Below are 21373 nucleotides of genomic sequence, written 5' to 3' on the forward strand. Positions count from 1 at the left end.
CTGAACTGCCCGCTGGTTGCACCAGTTATTCAGCCTCCGGCACCGCAACGAGGCGGAAACCCGCAATATCGTTCCGGGCCATAAAGCGATTGGCCACCCGGGCGTGCACCGCGGAGAAGTGCCAACTGCCGCCCCTGAGCACCTTGTACTCTCCTTCTTCAGGGCCCACCGGGTCCACTACCCTGCCCTCCCCGTAGGGGCCGTACCAGTCCGCGCACATTTCCCAGGTGTTTCCGGACATGCCGTAAAAACCCCAGGGGTTAGGGTTATAAAGGGCAACCGGTCGGGGCCCGGAAGATCGGGGAAAAGCTTCACAACCGGACAACACAGAGGTACCGGAAACGTTGGCCTGATCCGGGCCCAGACAGTCACCGGTATGGTAGGGGCCGGTCGTCCCTGCCCGAGCTGCGTACTCCCATTCCGCTTCCGTCGGTAGCCGGTAATCGTGGTCCGGGTCCCACTCACTCAGCTCCCTGATGTACCACTGCACCCACGTCCAACGAAGACCGTCCACGGGGCATTCATCACCACATTCCGGAAACGCGGAGGGCATGCCGTCCACCAGTTCAAGCCATTGACCACGGGTGACCGGAGTTGACTGCAACCAGAAGGGCTCGCTGATCACCACCTCATGGAGGAGTTCGTCGGGCTCGTGACCCGGCGCATCGGTGGCGCTACCCATAGAGAAGGTGCCAGCAGGCACCCGGTTGAAGGTCATACCCAGGGCGTTGGTGAACTGCGGGGGCTCCACTGCATGGCCATAACCGGCCAGCAGCAAAGCCCCGGCAAAGGCACAACTGCGCCGCGGCGGGATCAACAAGCGCAAGAACACCGGCCCCTCACCTTGCGCTAGTCCAGGGTGTCCAGGATCAGGTCAGCCAACACCCGGGAGCCGGCTGCGGTGGGATGGATGCCATCAGAGGTGATGTAACGTGCTTCGTTGCCGGCAAACGCGGGACGTGTGTCAATAAACTTGATGCCCATTTGCGGGTAGGTTTCTGCCTTATAAGCCATTGAGACCGAATTGATCTGATCACGCTCCGGGTCACCCAAATTGTAATAGCCAAGGAAGATGATCTCGTCGATGCCGTCGTTACGCATGTCGTTATACATGCCCGCAAGGGTTTGCTCGATACCGGCGAGCACCTCTTCCACACAGGACTGGGTGGTGCAATCGGCCCCGTCACCGAGGAGGAAGTCGTTACCGCCACCATTCATGATGACGGTTTCGATGCCATCCTTATCCGCATTATCGTATTGATTGGGGATGGTATACCGCCTACTGCAAATCAGGCTCCCGCCGTTCACCTGGCAGCCGCTGCGGGCATAGGTATCGATGCTTTCGTCAAGGTCACCCTCCAGGTATTCATGGATATCGCCAGACAGGGCGAAAATAGAGTCACCTACAATCATCTTGTCGGCGCTCGAGCCTCCTCCGCCGCCGATGGCCCACACGTTGAAGGCCACGCACGAGGCCAGCACCGCCAGCCCTAATGGTTTTACGTTGTTGTTGAACATAACCACCTTGTCTCCTGCTTGTATTATTTGCGCTTTGGTGCGGCTGCTCCTCTGGGGAAACAGCCCACGGGATACTGCTTCAGGCAGGGAAAAGTGTATGGGTGGGGCTTTGGCAATGGCTATGACGCGACCAGCGAAATCGGCAGGACCGGGGACAACAACGCGCCGACACACCCGACCGAACGGGACAGGGTTCACAACACGGCAATCCGTCCGGTATGGCCTAACGGCGACGGAATCGAACGGCAACCAATGCAACGAGCCCCAAGGCAGGGAAAATTACCGCGAACCACTCCGGCCACTGCGTGAACCAGGACCGAAAGGCCTTCCTGGCAGGCGTATAGGGTACGTCGGCAACCATTCCGATCCGCTCGCGGAAGGGGGTTGCAGCCAGGAGTCGGCCCGATGGCGAGACTACCGTGGAAGGGCCGTTGTTGATGACGTGCACAAGGGAAACGCGATTTTCCACTGCCCGCAACACCGTGGCACCGGCATGTTGCCAGGGCTGCCGCGAGTCGCCAAACCAGCCATTATTGGACAACACCACGAGTAGCGGGCTGTCCGGGGTTGCCGACACAGAGCGGGCGACATGGCCCGGAAACGCGCTTTCATAACAGATCGCCGGTACCAGCCTGGCGCCGCCCACCGGGAAACTGACACGCTCGGACCCCGGCGTCAGGTTTGCGAAGAAATCCCCCAGGTAATCACTGGCCCAGCCCACCAGCCACGGAAACTCCCGCGACAGAGGCAGGGTCTCTCCGAACGCGACCAGTCTGTGCTTGCGGTAGCGCCCTGCCAGCTCTCCGCGCGCGTCCAGGAAAACGGACGAATTGTACTCCCGGAAGTCGGCGCGCCGGCCCTGCTGCTCGGCGTCGTGAAAGACCAGCGGCACCCCTAGCCGGGCGACGTGACGCTGGAAGGCTGCGGGCACATGGTCAACCTCGAAATACCCCTTGTACCGGGTCTCCGGCCACAGGATCACCTCCGCACCGGCTGCTGCCAATTTGCCACTCAGGGCCATTTCCGGAGGCCAGGCCCGCCCGTAACCCGGTTCCGGATCCGGTACGGAGGCGCTTGGGGTTTCATTGGACTGGACCAGCCCCACAGCAAGCGTTGGCCAGGTGCCCACCTGGCGATCCCAGTGATCCACCGCCCACCAGCCATACCCCAGCCAGGCAGCCAGCGCCGCCACACCTGCCATGGCAACAGCCTTGCCATAGCGACCCTCAATTCCGGTATGACGCCCCATGACCCGCAGAACGCCCGCGGTCACCAGCGCGTTGCTGATGCCGATCATCAGGTCCAGGCCGTAGACTCCGGTAAAGGCTGCGCCCTGAATTGCAGGCAGGAAGGCACTCTGGCTTTCCCCCAACTGGAGCGGAAACAGCACCGGAAAGCAGCCGAAGAACGCCATGACAAGGACCGGGAAAAACCAGAGCGCGTATTGACCTGATAGCCGCTGGGCCCATCGCCAGCTGAGCATCAGGAAGGCCTGCAACTGGGCCGTCAACAGCCAGAAAAGTAGTGCTCCGGCCAACGCCGGAATGAAAGCGTAGTCCTTCAGGACCTGCAGGAATTCCACCATCCATGGGGTAGCGACCAGGTACATGGAGATGCCAGAGAGCAGCCCCAGCCCGTAATGGGTACGGGCCGAGCGGCCATGTACGGCGACCAGCAAGGGCACGAAGGCCACCCAGGTCAGTGGATAGAACCCGGCATAGTTATAGGGAATCGCCAACATGACGCCGGTAGCCACTGCCCCCAGGGCCTGCCAGCTAAGGCCCCGGGACCCAGGGCTTTCCCTCATGGTTCGCTCCCCACGCTGTCCTGATCCACCACCAGGGCCTCCATGTGCTTACGGATCAGATGCTGCTTCTGCGCATCATCCAGGTCTTCCCGTTGCATGATCAACCGGCGCACCAGGTGGATTTCTGTCATCCGGTGGGCTGTTCCATAGAGTTGATCTGCGACGGCTTCGCCTAGTACCGAGCGACGAAGGGCATGCTGTAACCGGAGCTGCACCCAGGCGGCCTCCGCCGTACGGGGCCCGTCCGGGGTCAGCTCAGGTAATGTCTGTTCCAACTGCCGGTAGCGCAGAAAATCCGGCAACACAGCGATCAGCTCACTGGCCGCGGCATCCGGGAGACTGCTCCGAAGCAACTGGCCCGCTCGCTCCATAGCCTGCTGCCCGTGGCCGGCCGGCAAGGATTTCGCAAGCGCCTGTAATACATCTTCATAGGCTTCAAACTGGTCCGGCCTTTCCTTGCCGTCCAGCCGCAGTCGGTGGATGGCCCGATCCACCGGTGCAAAGGCAATCTGCTGGCTGTCCGAAAGGGCTTCGGCGCGGATGTACTGTCCCGCTCCCGGATCAGCCGGCGCCATGACCCCCACCGGGCCTGCGCCATTGATGAGCCACGCTGCCAGTAACAGGGTGACTGTCAGCATGGCCGGCGGAGGTAACCGGCGCAGCGTGACCTGTGATGTCGGAAGTAGGGTGGGCATGGCATGGTCCTTTCGCCGAGGGATCAGCTCGCTCTACGCTGACCCTGACTCGTCATCATAACCACTCAGTAAGGCTTACCGGGATGATGAAGTTCACAGGCCTGACCACTTCGTAGCCGCCGCAAGGGCTGTCAAATCCGTTACACTGTCTGCTGACGTTTCTTCACCGGAGCCTGTGTATGCCCCAATGGTTGCAATGGAGTCTGATCGCCCTTGGCGTGGTGGCTATTGTCGTGTTGCTGGTCTTTATCACCAGACGTGCGAGCCAGCTCCGCGAACACCGGAGGCAGCAGGCGCGACAACGGGCCTTCCAGGCCGAGCGACGGCAAAACATGGTCGAAAGTATCCGCATCCTTGCGATGGCCATCGAGGAAAACCAGGTGGAGTACTCTGAGGCCTGCCTGCGTATCAAGGGGCTGCTGGACCATGTCGCGCCGGACCTGCTCGAGCAAACCCCTTACCAGGTGTTCCTGGAGATCCATGACAGCATACAGCACATGCCGACCCACCGGGCCCGGCAACAGACCGATAGCCACTTCGTGCGCAAGATGGATGAAGAGCGATTCGCCCTTGAAAAACAGCATGCTGACGCGATACGTCGTGCCGCTACCGCTATCCGGCACCACAATTTCGACTAAGCTCTGACATTATTTTGTAATTTTTTGTAACAACGCTGCACGTAAAGCTATTGCGAAATCAAACGCTTTGATGCGATTTGTAACCGATAGCAAACTGTACGCACTCCTGATTCGGCATCCTCCGGGCAAACTCCAGACAGTCGACTAAAGTTTAATCAGACCCCTGAAACAGCCGAGCAACGCAGTCCGGAGCGAAGAGGTAGTTGGTACGCAAGACTCGAGCGTACCCTGATCTGCAACAAGCGGGTGAGCTTGCCGGCCTTCGGGCCGGCTTTTTTGTGCGCAGAATAACGACTCAGCTATTGCTCATCATCCCGGCCATCGCAGTCACCACATCCTTCGACGCCACCAGGTCATCAAACTCTCGCCCGACCTTCTCCGGGTCTAGGCCCAGCTCGGTATAGAGCGCTTCGGGAATCGGAGTCCTTGCGCCGATTTCCAACCCCCGTTCATTGAGCAGCTGGCGTCCCAGCCACAACAGGCGCGGGTAGCTGTCATGCGGGCCCTGATAGTCGAGGCTTTTCTGGTATCTCAGCGCCACGACCACCTCATCGGGCATGCCCCAGTTAGTCATCAGCTCAGCGGCCAGTTGCTCCCGGGTTACCCCCAGCAGGTGCTGCTCGACCACCGAAGTGTCAATGTGCTCATTGACCTCCCAGTTGCGGCAGGCCAGCCGGAAGTGCGGTGGAAAGACCTGCGCCAGTACCAGGTAACCGAAGTTGTGAAGCAGGCCAGCCAGGTAGGCTAACCCGAAAACCGGGCGTTGGCCGCGGGGCATCATCGACGCCAATATGCCTGCCGCCTGGGCCTGCCATATGGCCTGCTGCCAATAGCCAACAAACCCTCTTGGCTGGTCGTCAGGCTGTTTCAGCGCGCGTCCCAGGGACAGCCCCATGGCCAGGTTCATCACCAGGTCGAAACCAAGGATGCGGGAAACCGCATCGTGGACGGAACGAACCTGGCCTGCTGCGGCATAGAAGGACGATGAGGCCCAGCTGACCACCTGGGCCGCAAGGCTCGGGTCGCTTTCGACGATATCCACCAGGTCACCCATATTGGCATTGGGGTTAACCCGCAAATGGATGATCCGCTGCGCGGTTTCTGGCAGGGGAGGTAACTCCAGGGTATCTTCCAGCCTCTGGCGGATTCGTAGCCCGGTAAAACGCTGTATCGCCGAGAAAACCTGTTCCTGGTCCCTTTCAGGCGTCCGTGGTACAGCATCTATCTCTGCCAGGGGAACACAGAACGAACGCTCTTCCGGTTGACCAGCCAGCGTCCGGAACTCTGCCTGGTCAAGGGTTAGGCGGGCATCCCGCCCCACTGGTTCGATCACCAGGCGCCCGGCGCCGGCAACACGGCTGTCTATCAGGGTTGGCCAGCCGGTCAGCCCTGGCAAGGCAGGCAGCCCCTCCAACCCGGTCGGACGCAGCAGACGTGTGTAATCGGCACGGGAGACCAGCCGGAGCTCACGCCCCAATTGCTTGTTCAGACCCACCAGGTCCAGCAGGTCGTCATGGCAGCAGATCACCTGCAGCTGGCCCTGGTTGTCCCCCAGTAACACCATTCGTAACCGAACACCCGGTGCTGGCGCACCCGAGGCCTCGGCTTCAGTCACGATGGCGGCCTCGTTCAGAAGCTTCCGGACAGCACCGGACATCTCCATTTTGTTCTCCTGTAAAAAATCGTTGTGGACCTGCTTTTCAGTGTGGCTCAAAGTGAGCCGGAAAGCAGACCGGTTTGGTCAATTCAGTAACGATTCTGTACCGCCGTAGATTCAGACGTCACCATAACGAACCCGCTCGCCCAGCCAGCGGCGCACCAACGCCTCGGTGGCACGGGTATCTTTCATAACAGACGGCGCCATAGTGCGGACACTCTCGATCCAGTCACGGTCGCGTTCAAAGTCTGCCAGCCGAAACTGCATCATGCCGGTCTGGCGGGTACCCAGTACTTCTCCGGGGCCACGTATTTCCAGGTCCTTTTCCGCGATCACAAACCCGTCCTGGCTGTCCCGCAGGGCCTGTAATCGGGCCCGACCGTTCTGCGACAGGGGCGCCTGATACATGAGCACGCAGAAACTGGCCTGCTCACCACGCCCTACCCGGCCACGCAACTGGTGCAACTGTGCCAGCCCCAGACGCTCAGGATTCTCCACAATGATCAGTGATGCATTGGGCACGTCGACACCCACTTCGATGACGGTCGTAGCCACCAGCAGGTCCAGCTCACCTTCCTTGAAGCGGTCCATGACGGCCGCCTTGTCGGCTGCCTTCAGGCGACCATGCACCAGCCCCACCCTCAGCTCCGGCAATCGCTCCTGCAGGCTTTCGGCGGTCACTTCCGCTGCCTGGCACTGCAGGGCCTCAGACTCCTCGATCAGGGTACAGACCCAGTAGGCCTGACGGCCAGACTGACAGGCCTTGCGAACCCGCTCTATCACTTCGTCCCGACGGCTATCCTGGATCACTATGGTTTCAATGGGTTTGCGTCCCGGCGGCAATTCATCGATTACGGAGGTGTCCAGGTCCGCATAGGCACTCATGGCCAGCGTGCGGGGAATGGGGGTTGCAGTCATGATCAGCTGATGGGGAGCCCGTTGCCCCTCTGCTCCCTTGTCCCTCAGCGCCAGGCGCTGGTGGACCCCGAACCGGTGCTGTTCATCGATAATCACAAGGCCCAGGCGTTCAAACAATACATCACCCTGGAACAGCGCATGGGTACCGATAATCAGCCTGGCTTTCCCTTCCGCCAGTCGACCCAGGGCTTCCGTACGGGCCTTGCCCTTGACCTTGCCGGATAACCAGACCATTTCCAGCCCCAGTGGCTCCAGCCATTGACGGAAATTCTGGTAGTGCTGCTCGGCCAGGATCTCGGTGGGCGCCATCAGGGCTACCTGGGCGCCCGCACCGATGGCCTGCAGGGCCGCCAGCGCAGCAACCACGGTCTTGCCGGAACCCACGTCCCCCTGAACCAGGCGAAGCATGGGTAACGGTTGGCTCAGATCCTGGCGGATATCCGCAACCACCCGGGCCTGTGCCGGTGTCAGGCTGAACGGCAGCTGGTCAAGAAAACGCTCCGTCAGGTCGCCTCCAGGAAGCAATGGCAGCGCCTGCCGTTGCTGAATCTGTTGACGGACCAGCAACAGACTCAACTGATGGGCCAGCAACTCTTCCATCACCAGCCGTTGCTGCGCCGGGTGACGACCCTCCATCAGCAGGTGGACGGGGGCATCCGCCGGTGGTGCGTGGACAAGCGCCACCGCCGACGTGATATCCGGCAACTGATAGTCGGCCAATAATGACGGTGGCAGCCAATCCGGTATGGGGTAACGTTTCAGGTAGCCCAGGGCCTGTCGGCACAGGCTGCGAACCCTGGGCTGCTGGATGCCTTCCGTCAGGGGATAGACCGGTGTCAGCGTGGCCTCCCCGGGCGGGGGCATTGCCGGCGGATTAACCTGGTACTCAGGATGGTAGAACTCGAACCCGGCCCGGCCAGGGCGCACCTCGCCATAACACCGCACCCGCACGCCTTCGGTCAGCTGGTTCTTCTGGGCTGCGGAAAAATGGAAAAAGCGCATGACCAGGAAACCGCTGTCGTCCCTGAGCGTCACCTGCAGGCTGCGCCTGCGGCCCATGACCATATCCGCCCGCATGACCGTACCTTCCACCACCCCGGTGTCCCCCAGTCGCAAACTGCCCATGGGGATTACACGGGTACGGTCCTCATAGCGGTGCGGCAAATGAAACAGCAGGTCCTGCAGGGAAGTAATGCCCAGCCTTGCCAGGGTGCCGGCGAGCGCATTACCGACCCCCTTGAGGGTGGTGACGGGCAAGTCTTCCAGTGACGCCATCGGTCGACCGTCAGCCGCCGGCGGCCAGGGCCGGCTTTTGCTTCTCCGCTTTCTCGATAACGCGGCACTGGCTGGCAGCCAATGACAACACATCAATGGCTTTCGGGCGCGGGAAAGTTACCCGCCATGCCAGGGCAACGGTGCGGAAAGGTACCGGGGGCGCGAATGGCCGGACAGCGAGGATGTCCTCATCGTAGGGCATGGACGTCGCCGCCGACAGCGGCAACACGGTAATACCCAGGCCCGAGGCGACCATATGCCGAATGGTCTCCAGGGAACTGCCTTCAGTGACCAGGGTCGGGCCCGTGGCCTGTCGCTCGGTAACGGTTTCCACCAGCGGCGGACAGGATTCCAGCACCTGGTCGCGGAAACAGTGCCCCGGCCCGAGCAGCAGCAACTGCTCACCAGCGAGCTGCTCGGCGGTCAGTGCCGATTCCCTGGCCAGCGGATGACCACCCGGCAGCAGGATAACGAACGGCTCGTCATACAGGGGCAAGGTCACGACCTCCGGCTCTTCGAACGGCAGCGCAATGATGATGGCGTCCAGCTCGGACTGGCGAAGCTTCTGGCGCAGATTACCGGTATAGTTCTCTTCAATGTACAGCGGCATGTCCGGCGCGGCCCTGCGCAGCTCGGGCAGCAGGTGTGGGAACAGGTACGGACCGATAGTGTAGATAGCGCCGACGCGCAACGGCGAGTTGAGCTGGTTCTTGCCGTCCTGGGCCATGTCACGGATGACGCCGACCTGGTCCAGCACCCGCTGAGCCTGCTCGATAATACGCTGGCCGGTCTCGGTAACACGGATGCTGCTTTTGCTGCGTTCAAAGAGGGGAACACCCAGCTCCTCTTCGAGCTTCTTGACCGCAACACTGAGGGTCGGCTGGCTGACATGACAGCGCTCGGCGGCCCGCCCGAAATGCTTTTCCCTGGCAAGTGTGACGATGTAACGTAGTTCGGTCAGGGTCATGACAGGCTCCAATTGCTCTTTATGAGCTCAAGCATAAGGATTGAAATTGACTATGGCAATCTCTGCAGACCAGTCCCGCCCCCATGTCCTGGTTGCCGGCTGTGGTTCACTTGGAGGCACTATTGCGAGTGCCCTGACCGCTACGTCCGAGGTATGGGGAATTCGCCGTACCGCCAGCGCCATACCCAAGGGCGTTCACCCGGCGCCAGCAGACCTGATGGACAGGCCATCCCTGGCGAAGGTTGTGCCAGAAGCGCCTGATATCCTGATCTACTGCCTGACCCCGTCTACCTATGATGACGCGGGTTACAGGGCCGCCTACGTGGACGGCCTTGCCAACTTGCTGGCGGTAACGGATACCAGCAAGCTCAAGCGGCTGTTCTTTATCAGCAGTACCAGCGTGTATGGCCAGGACGATGACTCGCAGGTGGACGAGACCAGCCCGGTTGCCCCCAGGCGGTTCAGCGGTCAGCGGGTTCTGGAGGGGGAACAACTGGCGCTGGACAGTGGCGTGCCCGCCACGATCATTCGCTTCAGCGGAATTTATGGCCCAGGCCGGGGGCGCTTCCTCGAATCAGTAATGGCGGGAGAGCTCAACCCTGATTCACCGGGCCCATACACAAACCGCATTCATGAGCAGGATGCGATGGCCGCCTGCGTGCACCTGGTGCAACGGGCACTGGAAGGAAAGAGCCTGGAAAATTGTTACCTGGCCAGCGATTGCGAGCCAGCCAGACTGGACGACGTGGTGGCCTGGATTCGCCAGCAACTTCCGTGTCAACCACCCCGGGGCGATGGCCGCCGGGGTGGTCGCGGCGGCAGTAAACGCTGCGACAATCAGCGCCTGCTGGCAACGGGCTTCAGCTTCACCTACCCGGATTTCCGCAGCGGTTACCGACCGATGATCGAAGCGATCAGAAACGGTCGCGTCAGCTGATCACCATGACAGCGTCCATTTCCACCGGTACGCCCTTGGGCAGGCCGGCGACGCCGATGGCAGCACGGGCCGGGTACGGCTCCTGGAAATAGGTGGCCATGACTTCGTTGACAGTGGCAAAGTTGGCAAGGTCAGTCATGTAGATGTTCAGCTTGACGATGTCCTGCAGACTACCGCCAGCAGCCTCACAAACGGCTTTCAGGTTCTCGAATACGCGACGGGTCTTGTCAGCAAAATCGCCGGCGACCACTTCCATGGTTTCCGGGTCCAGCGGAATCTGACCAGACAGGTACACGGTATCGCCGGCCTTTACGGCCTGTGAATAGGTACCGATGGCTTCCGGGGCGGCATCAGTCTGGATGATGGACTTGTTGCTCATGTCAGGTGAATCCTGCGTTGCGGTTAAAAGAATATGCTGCCGCCGGGGCGATGACGCTGTCAATACGCCCCGGCGGCAACCAGTGATATCAGGGGATCAGTATCGGACGCGGCTGATGTGGGTAACCGCGCGGATGTTGCGAACCCGGCGCATGACCCGGGCCAGGTGCCGACGGCCGTTGACGTGGACCACCAGGCTGACAATGCTCAGACGGGCGTTCTGCTCTTCCACATTGATCCGTTCGATGTTGCCATCGGCCATGGCGACCGCATTGGCCACTTCGGCAATGACGCCGCGCTGGCGTTCCAGCTCTACCCGTAATTCAACCGAGAATTCGTCGGTGATGTCCTTGGCCCACTTCAGGTGAGTCAGGTGCGCGCGGTCTTCGGTGCTTTCCGGCAAGCGGCTGCAGGTATCGCTGTGGATGACCAGGCCATGCCCGGAATCCATGACCCCAACCACCGGATCTCCGGGAATCGGCTTGCAGCAGTTGGCGAAACGCACCAGCAGGCCTTCAGTGCCACGGATGGTTACCGGGCTACCCTTGCGATCACCCTCCCCGGACAACGTACCCACGTCCAGGGAACTGGTTTCGGCACCCGCCTCCCCGGCCACCAACTGGCGGGCGATCAGGTAGGCCATACGATTGCCCAGGCCGATCTCACTCAGCAGGTCATCAAAGCTGGCCACCTGGTTATGGCTGACCACTGCGCTGACTTGCTCCTGCCCCAGCTCGGACAGCTTCTGGCCAAAGCCATGAAGGGACTTTTTCAGCAAGGTCTTGCCCAATTGCACGGACTCGGTGCGACGCTGCAACTTGAGCGCGTGCCGGATACTGCTGCGAGCCTTGCCGGTTACCACGAAGCTCAGCCAGGCGGGGTTGGGACGGGCATTGGGCGCAGTGATCACCTCTACGGTCTGACCACTTTGCAGGGGCTGACTCAGGGAGCCCAGGTTACGATTGATCCGACAGGCCACGCAGGCGTTGCCGATGTCTGTGTGGATCGCATACGCGAAGTCCACTGGCGTGGCACCGGTGGGCAGCTCCAGTATCTTGCCCTTCGGCGTAAAGACATAGATTTCGTCCGGGAACAGGTCGGTCTTGACGTGCTCGATGAACTCCAGCGAATCGTCCGCCCGCTCGCGCATGTCCATCAGGCCCTGCACCCAGCGATCCACCCGCTGCTGGTTGGCTGAGCTGACCGGCGACTGGTCGTGCTTGTACATCCAGTGGGCGGCGATACCGTCGTTGGCAATCTGCTCCATCTCCTCGGTGCGGATCTGGATCTCGATATTCACATGCATGCCAAACAGGGTGGTGTGCAGGGACTGGTAGCCATTGGCCTTGGGCATGGCGATATAGTCCTTGAAACGCCCCGGCAGTGGCTTGTAGAGGCTGTGCACCGCTCCCAGAATGCGGTAGCAGTCGTCTTCGGTGTCTGTAATGATCCTGAACGCATACACGTCCATGATCTCGTGGAACGACTTGTGGCGGAACTTCATCTTGTTATAGATGGAGTTCAGGTGCTTCTCACGTCCCACGATCCGCCCCGGGAGCCCGCGCTCCTGGAGTTTGTCCTGTAGCTTTCCGCGAATGTCATCAATGATTTCCCGGTGGCTGCCACGGAGCTTTGTCACCGCCTTGGAGATGTATTTCGCCCGCATCGGATAGAGTGAGGCAAACCCCAGGTCTTCCAGTTCTGTGCACACCCGATGCATACCCAGACGGTTCGCAATAGGCGCGTAGATGTCGAGTGTTTCGTTGGCAATGCGCTGGCGCTTCTCATAGGGCATGGGGCCGAGTGTGCGCATGTTGTGCAGCCGGTCCGCAAGCTTGACGATGATGACACGGATATCCCGGGCCATGGCTAAGGTCATTTTCTGGAAATTCTCGGCCTGGGCTTCCGCACGGGAACGGAACTCGATCTGGGTCAGCTTGGATACGCCGTCCACCAGGTCCGCCACGGACTCACCAAACTGCTCGCTCAGGGCATCCTTGGGAATACCGGTATCCTCGATTACGTCGTGGAGCATGGCAGCCATCAGGCTCTGATGGTCCAGCTTCATTTCCGCAAGGATGGTAGCCACCGCCAGGGGATGGGTAATATATCGCTCGCCGCTGCGCCGCATCTGGCCCTCATGGGCCTGCTCGGCATAATAGTAGGCCCTGCGCACCTGGTTGATGCGCCCGGAATCCAGATAATCTCCGAGCGTCGCGGTCAGATCTTCGACCGTCCGTTCACGCTCTGCAACAGCAGCCTCTTGCGACACCGCGCCTCCGTCAGGTTATTCAGGAAGGCAGGGATAAAAAAACCCGAATGCGAACATTCGGGTTCTTCCTGTACCCCGCCGGGAAAGCCTGCGCAAAAATTCGCGCTCTTTTTCCACTATAAATCCATCGGGGCGAAATTCAATGATCTTTTTGACCAGCCAGTGCCTGTAATGGCATTGGGGTGTCAGTCTTCCTCTTCCTCACGCAACAGGTCACGGGTCACCTTACCTTCGGCGATTTCCCGCAGCGCGATCACGGTCGGCTTGTCGTTCTCTTCCGGCACCAGCGGCTCGTAGCCCTTGGTGGCAATCTGGCGGGCGCGCTTGGTCGCCAGCATAACCAGCTGGAAACGGTTGTCGACGTTTTCCAGGCAATCTTCAACGGTAACTCGTGCCATATCTTCCCCGACTGAGATAACGATTAGGAGGTGAATTCCAATGCCCGGGAAACCGGACCATTCAGCAGACCGCGTAGTTTACCGCCAGGCGCTCATAATGTACACAGGTCAGGCCCCATCCCCGTCCATCAGCGATGACAGCAGCCCGGCGTGGCGCACTTCCTGTCGATCCATACGCAGGCGTTGGCAGGTAACAATGGACAGTAGCTGGCTGAGCGCCTCTGCGAAGTCATCGTTGACCACCAGGTAGTCAAATTCCAGGGCATGGCGGCACTCCTCGGCGGCTTCCCGCAGGCGTCGCTCCACCACCTCTGGCGCATCGGTTCCGCGGCCCACCAGACGCTCCCTCAGAACCGCGGCTGAGGGGGGCACGATAAAAACACTGACACAGTGCGGCATCAGCCTTCGTACCTGGGTCGCGCCCTGCCAGTCGATTTCCAGGATGACGTCACGCCCCCGGGCCAGGGTCTGCTCGACCCATACCTGAGAGGTGCCATAATAGTTGCCGAAAACATCGGCATGCTCCAGGAACTCGTCACGGCCAATCATGGCCTCGAACTCTTCCCGGGAGATAAAGTGGTAATTCACACCGTCCTGCTCACCAGGGCGCATGGGACGGGTCGTGTGGGATACGGAAACACCCAGGCGCGCGTCCGCCCGGATCATCTCCCCCACCAGGCTGGTCTTGCCGGCACCGGAGGGCGCGGAGATCACGTACAGGGTACCCTGCTCACCGGTCTGGCTCATGATTCACTGACTCCCGATAACTTTTTTGGCCGGGCGTGACGGCCAGAAGGCGGCAAATTATACGGGGTTTGACTTATCTCCGCATCCCGGGCGCAGCGCAACTGTTAACATTCCCCAAACCATCGGACAAATAACGGAAACACCGAATGAAAAAACTGCTCATCGTTATGGACCCGGAGCACAGGCACCAGGTGGCACTGACCCGGGGCATTGAACTGGCCAGGGCTACTGGGGCCAGCCTGGAAGTAGTCGCCTTTGTCCACGAATACCTCGACGCCATCTCGGATCAGCAGACCGACCAGGAGGCGGCGCGCAAAGCCACCACCGACCAGCGCCAACGGTGGCTGGAGCAGGTGCTGGCTCTCTGCGACTGCAGCGACCTCCCCATCACTCCTCAGGTCGTCTGGGCCAAGCGAATCCATGAATGGATTATCGAGCACTGCCACAAGGAAAGGGTGGACGCGGTCATCAAGACCGGAAACCGGTCAGAGACATTTCTTTATACGCCAACGGACTGGCACCTCATCCGCGAGTGCTCCGCGCCTGTCATGCTGGTCGCTGAAAACAAGTGGAACAAGGCTCGACCAATACTGGCAGCGGTAGACCTGAGTTCAGACAAGCCGGTGAAGAAAGCGCTCAACCACCGGATCATCGCAGAGGCCCGACAGCTGGCCGATGCCATGGGCACCGAACTGCACCTTGTTCATGCCCTGCATACCTCGGTAATACTGGCCGACCTGGAGCTGGTTGATATGGATGCAAGGCTGCGTAAAAGGCAGGCCGGGTTGAAACCGCAGATTGAACACCTCTGTAATACCTGGCACCTGCAACCCGGGCAGGTTCACATCGTTTCAGGCCCGGCCCAGAAGGTGATTCCAAGCGTTGCCAACCAGGTCAAGGCAGATATGGTGGTGATTGGCACCAGCGGAAAGACCGGACTGGCGGCCATGGTAATCGGCAATACGGCAGAAAAAGTACTGACCCACCTGAGAACCGACCTGCTGGCGATCAAACCCTCCGAAAAATAGGGCCTGGCAACGGCATGGGGCAGGAAGGCCTGCCCCCGACCAAGCCATGAAGCGAATCACTCCAGGTTCTGGACCTGCTCTCTCATCTGTTCGATAAGCACCTTCATATCCACGGCTACCCGGGTGACCTCGGCGTCGATGGACTTGCTGCTAAGGGTATTGGCTTCCCGGTTCAGCTCCTGCATCAGGAAGTCCAGCCGGCGGCCGATGGCATCATTGCGCTGGAGGGTTTCGCGAACCTCTCCGATATGCGCCTCCAGTCGGTCCATCTCTTCTGCCACGTCAGACTTTTGCGCCAGCATCACCATCTCCTGGCTTAACCGGTCGGGGTCCAGCTCCACTGAGGCCTGCCGGAAACGGTCCCGCAGGGCCTGCTCCTGGGCGCTGATCAAGCCGGGCAGGCGCTCCCGCACCTGGGTCACCAACGTCGCCATGGCTGAGAGGCGCTCATCAAACAGCGGCCGCAGGCGCTCGCCTTCGCGCTCCCTGACCACCACCAACTCCGCCACTGTACGCTGGAACAACTCGTCCGCCGCCGCCTTGACCGGGCTGAGGTCGGGCTCTTCGCGGTCCAGGATGCCGGGCCAGCGCAGTATATCCAACGCACTGATGTGGGCCGGGTTGTCCAGCAGACGATTGACGTGGTTGATCGCGTCGTTCAGGGACGCCGCCAGGCGGTCGTTCACCAGCAGAGCCGTATCCGCATCTTCAGAAGACTGCAGGCGCATACCCACATCTACCTTGCCTCGGCCGAGCGCCTTGCGCAGGTGGTCACGGAAACCGTTTTCCAGCTCCCGAAGCGCCTCAGGCAGACGGAAAGAGGGCTCCAGGTAACGGTGATTGACCGTGCGTATCTCGCAGGTCAGCACACCCCACTCTGCCTGGGTCTGCTGGCGGGCAAACGCTGTCATGCTTCTGATCATGGGTGCTCCAGGGGTTCTTCCGTAAAGTACGGCTCCAGTCTACCAGTTCAGGGGATCGTAAATCCTGTCTTCGTTCAGCAGTCCGGGCGTTGGCTCCCCCATGCTATACTGCCGCTCCTTTCTCCAGTGGCCGGCACCCAATGCTGTCCGGCCCTGTTCACTTTCCGGATTCAGAAGGATCAAGTATGCGACCCAGTGGCAGACAGCCCGAACAGCCCAGAGACGTGAGGCTCACCCGTCATTTCACCCGGCACGCAGAGGGCTCCGTACTGGTAGAGTTCGGCGATACCCGCGTCATCTGTACCGCGTCCGTGGAAAACAAGGTGCCGCCATTTCTCCGCGGTGAGGGACAGGGATGGATCACCGCGGAATACGGCATGCTGCCCCGCTCCACTGGTAGCCGCATGGGGCGGGAGGCAGCCCGGGGCAAGCAGGGTGGCCGCACCGTAGAGATCCAGCGACTCATTGGCCGCTCCCTGCGCGCCGCAGTCGACCTGGAAGCACTGGGCGAACATACGATTACTATCGACTGCGATGTCATCCAGGCCGACGGTGGCACTCGTACCGCGGCCATTACCGGCGGCTGCGTTGCCCTGGTGGATGCGCTGAACTTCCTGGTCAGGGAGGGCCGGCTGGAGAAGTCACCCCTCAAACAAATGGTGGCGGCACTCTCTGTCGGCGTTTACCAGGGCATCCCGGTGGTGGACCTGGACTACCCGGAAGACTCCGCCGCAGAAACAGACATGAACGTCATCATGACTGATCAGGGCGGATTTATTGAAATCCAGGGCACCGCAGAGGGTGCGCCGTTTGTACAGGAAGAACTGGACAATATGCTGGTACTGGCAAAGCAGGGTATCGAGCAGTTGTTCGAGATCCAGAAAGCAGCACTGGCGGAATAATCAACCGGCCAATAGCCGGCCAAAGAAAAAGCGCGGCGGGAGATACCCGGCGCGCTTTTTTCATTTCAGGAGACGACGGTCCCTCAGAAACCGATATCTATATCGTAATCCATGATCAGGGGGGCGTGGTCCGAGAAACGGGTGGTTTCGTCGATCCAGCCATCCCGGATGGTCTTGCGGATACCGGGAGTCAGCAACTGGTAGTCGGCGCGGATACCCACGTTCTTGCGCTCGCCGCCATCCCACTCCGGCCACCAGGTGAACTGGTTGCTCTGCTTGTTGATCTCGCGGAAGGCGTCGATGGCACCCATCTCATCAAACAGGCGATCGAGGAACGCCCGCTCGTGGGGCAGGAACCCGGAAACATCCAACTGGTGATAGACAGGACTGGCATCGGTGACGTGGTGGGCCGTCTGCAGGTTAGCGCAGAAAATGAACTGGCGACGCTTACGCAGGGTTTTCTGCATATGCAGCCCGAAGGCATCCATGAACTCGTCCTTGTGATCAAGTACGGTCAGGTCGTTCTCGTCTTCCAGCAGCTCTTCCTCACGGCCCAGCGCACAGGGAGCCAGTACGCTGGCCACGCTGACCCGGTCAAAGTCTGCCTGGATAAAACGACCTTCACGGTCCGCCTGTTCACTGGCAAAGCCGTACATGATGGCTTTCGGAAAGTGACGCGTGTAAATCCCGACCCCTCCGTGCTCATTGAGCTCGCCATCAATAAAGTAGGCTTCGTAGCCTTCGGGAATCAGGTTGCGGTCCTCGATTTCATAGACCCGCATGCGATGGTCCTGAACACAGATTACGTCGGCGTCCTGGTCGGCGATCCAGTCAAAGAAGCCTTTTTCAACCGCCTGTTCCAGGCCATTGACGCTGATTGATACTACACGCATACGTATTCCCTGATTCAGTTTGGGTGTATGATACCGGTTTTACAAGTTTTTGAAAGAACCAGACCCCGCCAGAAGCCTTGTCATGCACGACTATCAGCGCGATTTCATCGAGTTTGCCATCCACCGGGACGTACTGCGTTTCGGTGAGTTCACTCTCAAGTCGGGACGCACCAGCCCCTACTTTTTCAATGCCGGCCTTTTCAACACTGGCAACGACCTGCTGCGCCTGAGCGAGGCATACGCCGCCGCCCTCACCCGTAGCGGGCTGAATTATGACATGATTTTCGGGCCCGCCTATAAGGGCATTCCCTTGGCCACAACAACCGCCATGTCCCTGGCGCGCCAGGGTGATAACCGCCCCTGGGCCTTCAACCGGAAAGAAGCGAAGGACCACGGCGAAGGCGGTAACATTGTCGGGGCGCCCTTGCAGGGCCGAGTGCTGATTATTGATGATGTCATCACCGCCGGCACCGCTATCCGCGAATCCATGGCCATCATCGAGGCCGCCGGTGCCACGCCTGCCGGGGTGCTGATTGCGCTCGACCGACAGGAACGGGGTCAGGGAGAACTATCCGCCATCCAGGAAGTGGAACAGAGCTACGGCATACCGGTGATAAGCATTATCCGGCTGGAACAGGTCCTTGAATACCTGCAAGCCAGGCCCGGGCACGCGCGCCATGCTGAAGCCATTACCGTGTACCGTGACCGTTACGGTGTCTGATGATGGCAGATCCGGCCGGGGGTGTGACACAGCACGAAGCAGCCGGTCTCGCATCTGGTATGCTTTCGAACTGTACACATACCGAGACAATCCATCTGACCGACAAGGGTGTTACCGGTGCCTGCCACTAGACTGACAACCTGCATCATTGCTGCCAGCTGCCTGCTCTTCGCCAACCTTGCGGACGCACGGATGTATCGCTACAAGGATGACAGCGGTCAACTGGTCATCAGCAATACGGTACCCCAGGAAGCCTCCACCCGGGGCTATGAAATCCTCAACAGCCAGGGCCGCGTGATAGACCGCGTAGCGCCGGCGCCCACGGAAGAAGAGCTTCGCCGCCGGGAAGAGGAAAAACGTCAGCAGGAACAGGCAAAGGCCCAGCGCGAACAGGACCGTGCCCTGCTGCGTCGCTACAGCCATCCCGATGATGCCGTGCGCGCCCTGCATCGCAAGATCACCGAGCTGGAGGGTCTCAACCAACTCAAGCGCGGCAATATCTCGGTGATTGAGTCGCAACTCGATAGTGAGCAGTCCCGCGCCGCCGACCTGGAACGTTCAGGACGGGAAATCCCGGACGCAACGCTACAGAAAATCGACCGCCTGGAAAGCCAGATCCGCGACATCGAGGCTGAAATCGCCAGCCAGGAGCAGGAAATCGAGCAATTGCGTGAGCGCTATCTGGACGACATTCGTCGACTCGAGGTGATCACGGAACACCAACGCACCCTGCCACTGGATCCAGCTGAAGCCACGGCAGAAACCAGCACCCGCTGATCAGTTCACAGAACACCCGCAAACGCAAAGAGCCACCCCTTGAGGTGGCTCTTTGCGTTCAGGGATCAGTAGCTTTGACCGGTCGGTCAGGCGCTGGTGGTGCTCTTCTCACTGGCGCCACTCTTGCCGGCACTGCCGGAGCTGGAAGACGAACCTGTCGAGGCCGCCTTCGCCTGGCCGGTGGACGAACTGCCCGAACCGGATTTGGCTGCGCCATTGCCGGCCTTGCTGGTCGCTTGGCTGGCAGAGGCAGCCTTACTGGTTTCATCCGCAGCCCTGGAGACCTGTTTACCGGCACTCTTCGCGGATTTAGACACGTTCGACCCTGTTGACTGCGCACGCCGGGACACCCGATTAGCACCCTTCTGGGCCTTGCCCGAAACATTGGTCGCCGTGGATTTGGCAGCGGAGGACACTTCCTCGGCTACCTCGTCAGCAGTCTTGCTGACAGCCTTGGCTGTATCTGCGGTCTCTTTTTCCAAACGGGCAACCAAGTCACCAGCGAAACTGCCAACCCGCGTATTGAAGGTTCTCAACTGGTCAAACACAGCCCCGCTGGCACCGTTGTATCGCTTTCGCAAATTTCTGACACGGTACTGACGCACTTCACTTTCCAGTTTCTCCGCGACGTCAAAGGGCTTGGCAGCCAACTGCTTTTGCGCCTTCTCAGCAGCATCAATGCCCTTGTCTACCATTTCCTGAAGCTGTTCCTGCCAGGTTTTGAGCTTGCTCATAAGGATACCCCCTTGGGTCCAGTGAAATCAGATTCGACTGAGAGTGTTTCGGGAAGCTGTTTCCCGTCCATTTCACCATCAGCATAGGGAGTAAAGTTAGAGTGTTCACACTAATCAGCCACCCACCCGGATGACACTGGCGTTACCCCGACCAGCTACTTCGGTGACCCCCTGGTCAATTTACCAAACGGTCACTTGCGACCCGGTCAATGCACGCCATAATCCCGCCTTTACATGCATGCAGTGGCACCTCGGGGGCCGACTTCCCGAATCCCTGGACAACCTGGCCGGCACCCCAGACCGATCAGATCCGGCCGGTGACAAAAAAATGAATGCGAGGAATGCCATGATGTCTTCACACCAGACGTCGTTCGCCTGGAGCCTGCTCATTACCCTGAGCCTGGTGCTTGCCGGCTGCGGCGGCAGCCATTCAGGCAGTAACGATACCGCAGACAACCGCCCTGGCCCGGCCGCAGAGGAAACTGGCGGCTTCGCCGCCCCGGAAACGGACAGCTCCGGGCCCGTGGCAGAACGCCCGGTTCTGCACTGGGACAGTCCACTGACCCGGGAAGACGGCAGCAAGCTCTACCCGGGTGAAATCAGCGGCTACAGGATCTACTATCGATTGCGACACGAGGACGGCTTTCGTGCCCTAAAACTGGAAGGCCCCGATGCCCATAGCCTGGCTCTCGACCACTTCAACCCGGGAGCCTACGAATTCGCGGTCAGCACCCTGGATATCAATGGCATGGAAAGTCGCCGGTCAGAGCCGGTCACGGTAGACCTGATCTAGCGGCACAGGGCGCATCCGGGGTGTCTGTGGTCACTACCAGCGGAACAGAACCCAGCTGGGAATCAACAGCGACGTCTCATCCTCCCGGATCCAGCCACCACCGTCAGCAGGCACCAGGTAATAGGCCGGGCCCACTTCCGGCACCACCTTGATCTCGCGTAACTGGCCGTTGACGCGGTACTCGTAGTACACCACGTCGTCACCGGGGCGGATCACGATCGCGGAACCATCTGTCTGCGGTTCATACTCCGGAATCACCACGGGCTCGTCCGGCATTTGCGGTTTCTCATCCAGGGGCGAGCCGGACGCATCCTGCGCCAGCACCGATGCGGGAGCTGCGAGGCAAAGAGCCAACAGCGAGATGACGACTGGTTTCATGGTAACCTCTGTGTTCA

22 protein-coding genes are annotated in these 21373 nt (G+C 60.2%); 7 read left to right on the top strand and 15 right to left on the bottom strand.

The features are described from left to right. Positions 1–25 precede the first annotated feature (25 nt). The 4 genes from LJ360_RS16450 to LJ360_RS16465 all read right to left on the bottom strand — a co-directional run bounded on the left by LJ360_RS16450 (position 26) and on the right by LJ360_RS16465 (position 4020). Positions 26–820, bottom strand: coding sequence for a formylglycine-generating enzyme family protein (locus LJ360_RS16450; RefSeq protein ID WP_143066608.1), 795 nt, complete (start codon positions 818–820; stop codon positions 26–28). A gap of 29 nt (positions 821–849) precedes the next feature. Then, positions 850–1518 carry an SGNH/GDSL hydrolase family protein gene (locus tag LJ360_RS16455; RefSeq protein ID WP_091852574.1) on the bottom strand — a complete coding sequence of 223 codons (669 nt, stop codon included), beginning with the start codon at positions 1516–1518 and terminating at the stop codon, positions 850–852. Positions 1519–1741: 223 nt separating this feature from the next. Continuing rightward, entirely contained in the window at positions 1742–3325 is a 1584-nt protein-coding gene (lnt, locus tag LJ360_RS16460) for an apolipoprotein N-acyltransferase (protein WP_091852577.1), read from the bottom strand. After that, complete coding sequence (locus tag LJ360_RS16465; protein ID WP_091852580.1) at positions 3322–4020, bottom strand: lipase secretion chaperone; 699 nt, start codon at positions 4018–4020, stop codon at positions 3322–3324. The genes lnt and LJ360_RS16465 overlap by 4 nt, the downstream gene beginning before the upstream one ends. 179 nt (positions 4021–4199) lie before the next feature. On the opposite strand from LJ360_RS16465, the gene LJ360_RS16470 reads away from it, so the two are divergent. Then, positions 4200–4658 (top strand): DUF2489 domain-containing protein, encoded by a 459-nt coding sequence (locus LJ360_RS16470; protein WP_091852583.1) that lies wholly within the window; start codon positions 4200–4202, stop codon positions 4656–4658. Between the two features lie 295 nt (positions 4659–4953). Here LJ360_RS16470 and LJ360_RS16475 read toward each other — a convergent pair whose 3' ends face one another. The 3 genes from LJ360_RS16475 to LJ360_RS16485 form a co-directional block, all read right to left on the bottom strand. Beyond that, entirely contained in the window at positions 4954–6321 is a 1368-nt protein-coding gene (locus LJ360_RS16475) for an aminoacyl-tRNA deacylase and HDOD domain-containing protein (protein ID WP_091852586.1), read from the bottom strand. Between the two features lie 111 nt (positions 6322–6432). Continuing rightward, the gene (gene recG, locus LJ360_RS16480) at positions 6433–8508 is read right to left on the bottom strand and encodes an ATP-dependent DNA helicase RecG (RefSeq protein ID WP_091852589.1); all 2076 of its coding nucleotides are present in this window, start codon (positions 8506–8508) and stop codon (positions 6433–6435) included. 10 nt (positions 8509–8518) lie between these two features. Continuing rightward, the gene (locus LJ360_RS16485; RefSeq protein ID WP_091852592.1) at positions 8519–9475 is read right to left on the bottom strand and encodes a hydrogen peroxide-inducible genes activator; all 957 of its coding nucleotides are present in this window, start codon (positions 9473–9475) and stop codon (positions 8519–8521) included. A 52-nt stretch (positions 9476–9527) separates the two neighbouring features. Between LJ360_RS16485 and LJ360_RS16490 the strand changes: the two genes are divergently transcribed. Next, a complete protein-coding gene (locus tag LJ360_RS16490) occupies positions 9528–10412 on the top strand; it encodes an NAD-dependent epimerase/dehydratase family protein (RefSeq protein ID WP_091852595.1) in 885 nt (294 codons plus the stop codon). Here the strand turns inward: LJ360_RS16490 and LJ360_RS16495 are convergent. From LJ360_RS16495 to gmk, 4 genes are all read right to left on the bottom strand, one after another. Beyond that, on the bottom strand, positions 10405–10791 hold the full coding sequence (locus LJ360_RS16495; RefSeq protein WP_091852598.1) for a RidA family protein: 387 nt from the start codon (positions 10789–10791) through the stop codon (positions 10405–10407). The genes LJ360_RS16490 and LJ360_RS16495 overlap by 8 nt on opposite strands. Before the next feature lie 96 nt (positions 10792–10887). Then, positions 10888–13062 carry a RelA/SpoT family protein gene (locus LJ360_RS16500; protein ID WP_413774375.1) on the bottom strand — a complete coding sequence of 725 codons (2175 nt, stop codon included), beginning with the start codon at positions 13060–13062 and terminating at the stop codon, positions 10888–10890. Positions 13063–13247: 185 nt separating this feature from the next. Continuing rightward, positions 13248–13460, bottom strand: coding sequence for a DNA-directed RNA polymerase subunit omega (rpoZ, locus tag LJ360_RS16505; protein WP_091852602.1), 213 nt, complete (start codon positions 13458–13460; stop codon positions 13248–13250). A gap of 108 nt (positions 13461–13568) precedes the next feature. Then, positions 13569–14207 (bottom strand): guanylate kinase, encoded by a 639-nt coding sequence (gene gmk, locus LJ360_RS16510; RefSeq protein WP_091852605.1) that lies wholly within the window; start codon positions 14205–14207, stop codon positions 13569–13571. 146 nt (positions 14208–14353) lie between these two features. Between gmk and LJ360_RS16515 the strand changes: the two genes are divergently transcribed. Continuing rightward, entirely contained in the window at positions 14354–15235 is an 882-nt protein-coding gene (locus LJ360_RS16515; protein ID WP_091852608.1) for a universal stress protein, read from the top strand. A 56-nt stretch (positions 15236–15291) separates the two neighbouring features. Here LJ360_RS16515 and LJ360_RS16520 read toward each other — a convergent pair whose 3' ends face one another. Then, entirely contained in the window at positions 15292–16158 is an 867-nt protein-coding gene (locus tag LJ360_RS16520; RefSeq protein WP_091852611.1) for a YicC/YloC family endoribonuclease, read from the bottom strand. A gap of 185 nt (positions 16159–16343) precedes the next feature. Between LJ360_RS16520 and rph the strand changes: the two genes are divergently transcribed. Then, positions 16344–17060 (top strand): ribonuclease PH, encoded by a 717-nt coding sequence (rph, locus tag LJ360_RS16525; RefSeq protein WP_091852614.1) that lies wholly within the window; start codon positions 16344–16346, stop codon positions 17058–17060. 83 nt (positions 17061–17143) lie between these two features. Here rph and LJ360_RS16530 read toward each other — a convergent pair whose 3' ends face one another. Next, positions 17144–17953 (bottom strand): exodeoxyribonuclease III, encoded by an 810-nt coding sequence (locus LJ360_RS16530; protein WP_091852617.1) that lies wholly within the window; start codon positions 17951–17953, stop codon positions 17144–17146. A gap of 82 nt (positions 17954–18035) precedes the next feature. Between LJ360_RS16530 and pyrE the strand changes: the two genes are divergently transcribed. Together pyrE and LJ360_RS16540 are read left to right on the top strand one after the other, a co-directional pair. Beyond that, positions 18036–18674 carry an orotate phosphoribosyltransferase gene (gene pyrE, locus LJ360_RS16535; RefSeq protein WP_091852619.1) on the top strand — a complete coding sequence of 213 codons (639 nt, stop codon included), beginning with the start codon at positions 18036–18038 and terminating at the stop codon, positions 18672–18674. Between the two features lie 117 nt (positions 18675–18791). Next, positions 18792–19451, top strand: coding sequence for a DUF4124 domain-containing protein (locus LJ360_RS16540; RefSeq protein ID WP_245742609.1), 660 nt, complete (start codon positions 18792–18794; stop codon positions 19449–19451). An 86-nt stretch (positions 19452–19537) separates the two neighbouring features. On the opposite strand, the gene LJ360_RS16545 is transcribed toward LJ360_RS16540, so the two are convergent. After that, positions 19538–20185: a hypothetical protein gene (locus LJ360_RS16545; protein ID WP_245742611.1), complete on the bottom strand. Its 648-nt coding sequence runs from the start codon at positions 20183–20185 to the stop codon at positions 19538–19540. A 346-nt stretch (positions 20186–20531) separates the two neighbouring features. Here LJ360_RS16545 and LJ360_RS16550 point away from each other — a divergent pair, with 346 nt between their 5' ends. Continuing rightward, on the top strand, positions 20532–20978 hold the full coding sequence (locus tag LJ360_RS16550; protein WP_264994481.1) for a fibronectin type III domain-containing protein: 447 nt from the start codon (positions 20532–20534) through the stop codon (positions 20976–20978). A gap of 33 nt (positions 20979–21011) precedes the next feature. On the opposite strand, the gene LJ360_RS16555 is transcribed toward LJ360_RS16550, so the two are convergent. Next, entirely contained in the window at positions 21012–21356 is a 345-nt protein-coding gene (locus LJ360_RS16555) for a DUF2782 domain-containing protein (RefSeq protein WP_091852625.1), read from the bottom strand. Positions 21357–21373: the final 17 nt, after the last annotated feature.

It is taken from the genome of Marinobacter sp. AN1, assembly GCF_026013985.1.
Classification (GTDB): Bacteria; Pseudomonadota; Gammaproteobacteria; order Pseudomonadales; family Oleiphilaceae; genus Marinobacter; species Marinobacter segnicrescens.

What these genes read in the sequence shown, in the direction of transcription:
- LJ360_RS16455 (WP_091852574.1), bottom strand. Translation starts at nt 1,518, where the DNA reads ATGTTCAACAACAACGTAAAACCATTAGGGCTGGCGGTGCTGGCCTCG.
- lnt (WP_091852577.1), bottom strand. Translation starts at nt 3,325, where the DNA reads ATGAGGGAAAGCCCTGGGTCCCGGGGCCTTAGCTGGCAGGCCCTGGGG.
- LJ360_RS16465 (WP_091852580.1), bottom strand. Translation starts at nt 4,020, where the DNA reads ATGCCCACCCTACTTCCGACATCACAGGTCACGCTGCGCCGGTTACCT.
- LJ360_RS16470 (WP_091852583.1), top strand. Translation starts at nt 4,200, where the DNA reads ATGCCCCAATGGTTGCAATGGAGTCTGATCGCCCTTGGCGTGGTGGCT.
- LJ360_RS16475 (WP_091852586.1), bottom strand. Translation starts at nt 6,321, where the DNA reads ATGGAGATGTCCGGTGCTGTCCGGAAGCTTCTGAACGAGGCCGCCATC.
- recG (WP_091852589.1), bottom strand. Translation starts at nt 8,508, where the DNA reads ATGGCGTCACTGGAAGACTTGCCCGTCACCACCCTCAAGGGGGTCGGT.
- LJ360_RS16485 (WP_091852592.1), bottom strand. Translation starts at nt 9,475, where the DNA reads ATGACCCTGACCGAACTACGTTACATCGTCACACTTGCCAGGGAAAAG.
- LJ360_RS16490 (WP_091852595.1), top strand. Translation starts at nt 9,528, where the DNA reads ATGGCAATCTCTGCAGACCAGTCCCGCCCCCATGTCCTGGTTGCCGGC.
- LJ360_RS16495 (WP_091852598.1), bottom strand. Translation starts at nt 10,791, where the DNA reads ATGAGCAACAAGTCCATCATCCAGACTGATGCCGCCCCGGAAGCCATC.
- rpoZ (WP_091852602.1), bottom strand. Translation starts at nt 13,460, where the DNA reads ATGGCACGAGTTACCGTTGAAGATTGCCTGGAAAACGTCGACAACCGT.
- gmk (WP_091852605.1), bottom strand. Translation starts at nt 14,207, where the DNA reads ATGAGCCAGACCGGTGAGCAGGGTACCCTGTACGTGATCTCCGCGCCC.
- LJ360_RS16515 (WP_091852608.1), top strand. Translation starts at nt 14,354, where the DNA reads ATGAAAAAACTGCTCATCGTTATGGACCCGGAGCACAGGCACCAGGTG.
- LJ360_RS16520 (WP_091852611.1), bottom strand. Translation starts at nt 16,158, where the DNA reads ATGATCAGAAGCATGACAGCGTTTGCCCGCCAGCAGACCCAGGCAGAG.
- rph (WP_091852614.1), top strand. Translation starts at nt 16,344, where the DNA reads ATGCGACCCAGTGGCAGACAGCCCGAACAGCCCAGAGACGTGAGGCTC.
- LJ360_RS16530 (WP_091852617.1), bottom strand. Translation starts at nt 17,953, where the DNA reads ATGCGTGTAGTATCAATCAGCGTCAATGGCCTGGAACAGGCGGTTGAA.
- pyrE (WP_091852619.1), top strand. Translation starts at nt 18,036, where the DNA reads ATGCACGACTATCAGCGCGATTTCATCGAGTTTGCCATCCACCGGGAC.
- LJ360_RS16545 (WP_245742611.1), bottom strand. Translation starts at nt 20,185, where the DNA reads ATGAGCAAGCTCAAAACCTGGCAGGAACAGCTTCAGGAAATGGTAGAC.
- LJ360_RS16550 (WP_264994481.1), top strand. Translation starts at nt 20,532, where the DNA reads ATGATGTCTTCACACCAGACGTCGTTCGCCTGGAGCCTGCTCATTACC.
- LJ360_RS16555 (WP_091852625.1), bottom strand. Translation starts at nt 21,356, where the DNA reads ATGAAACCAGTCGTCATCTCGCTGTTGGCTCTTTGCCTCGCAGCTCCC.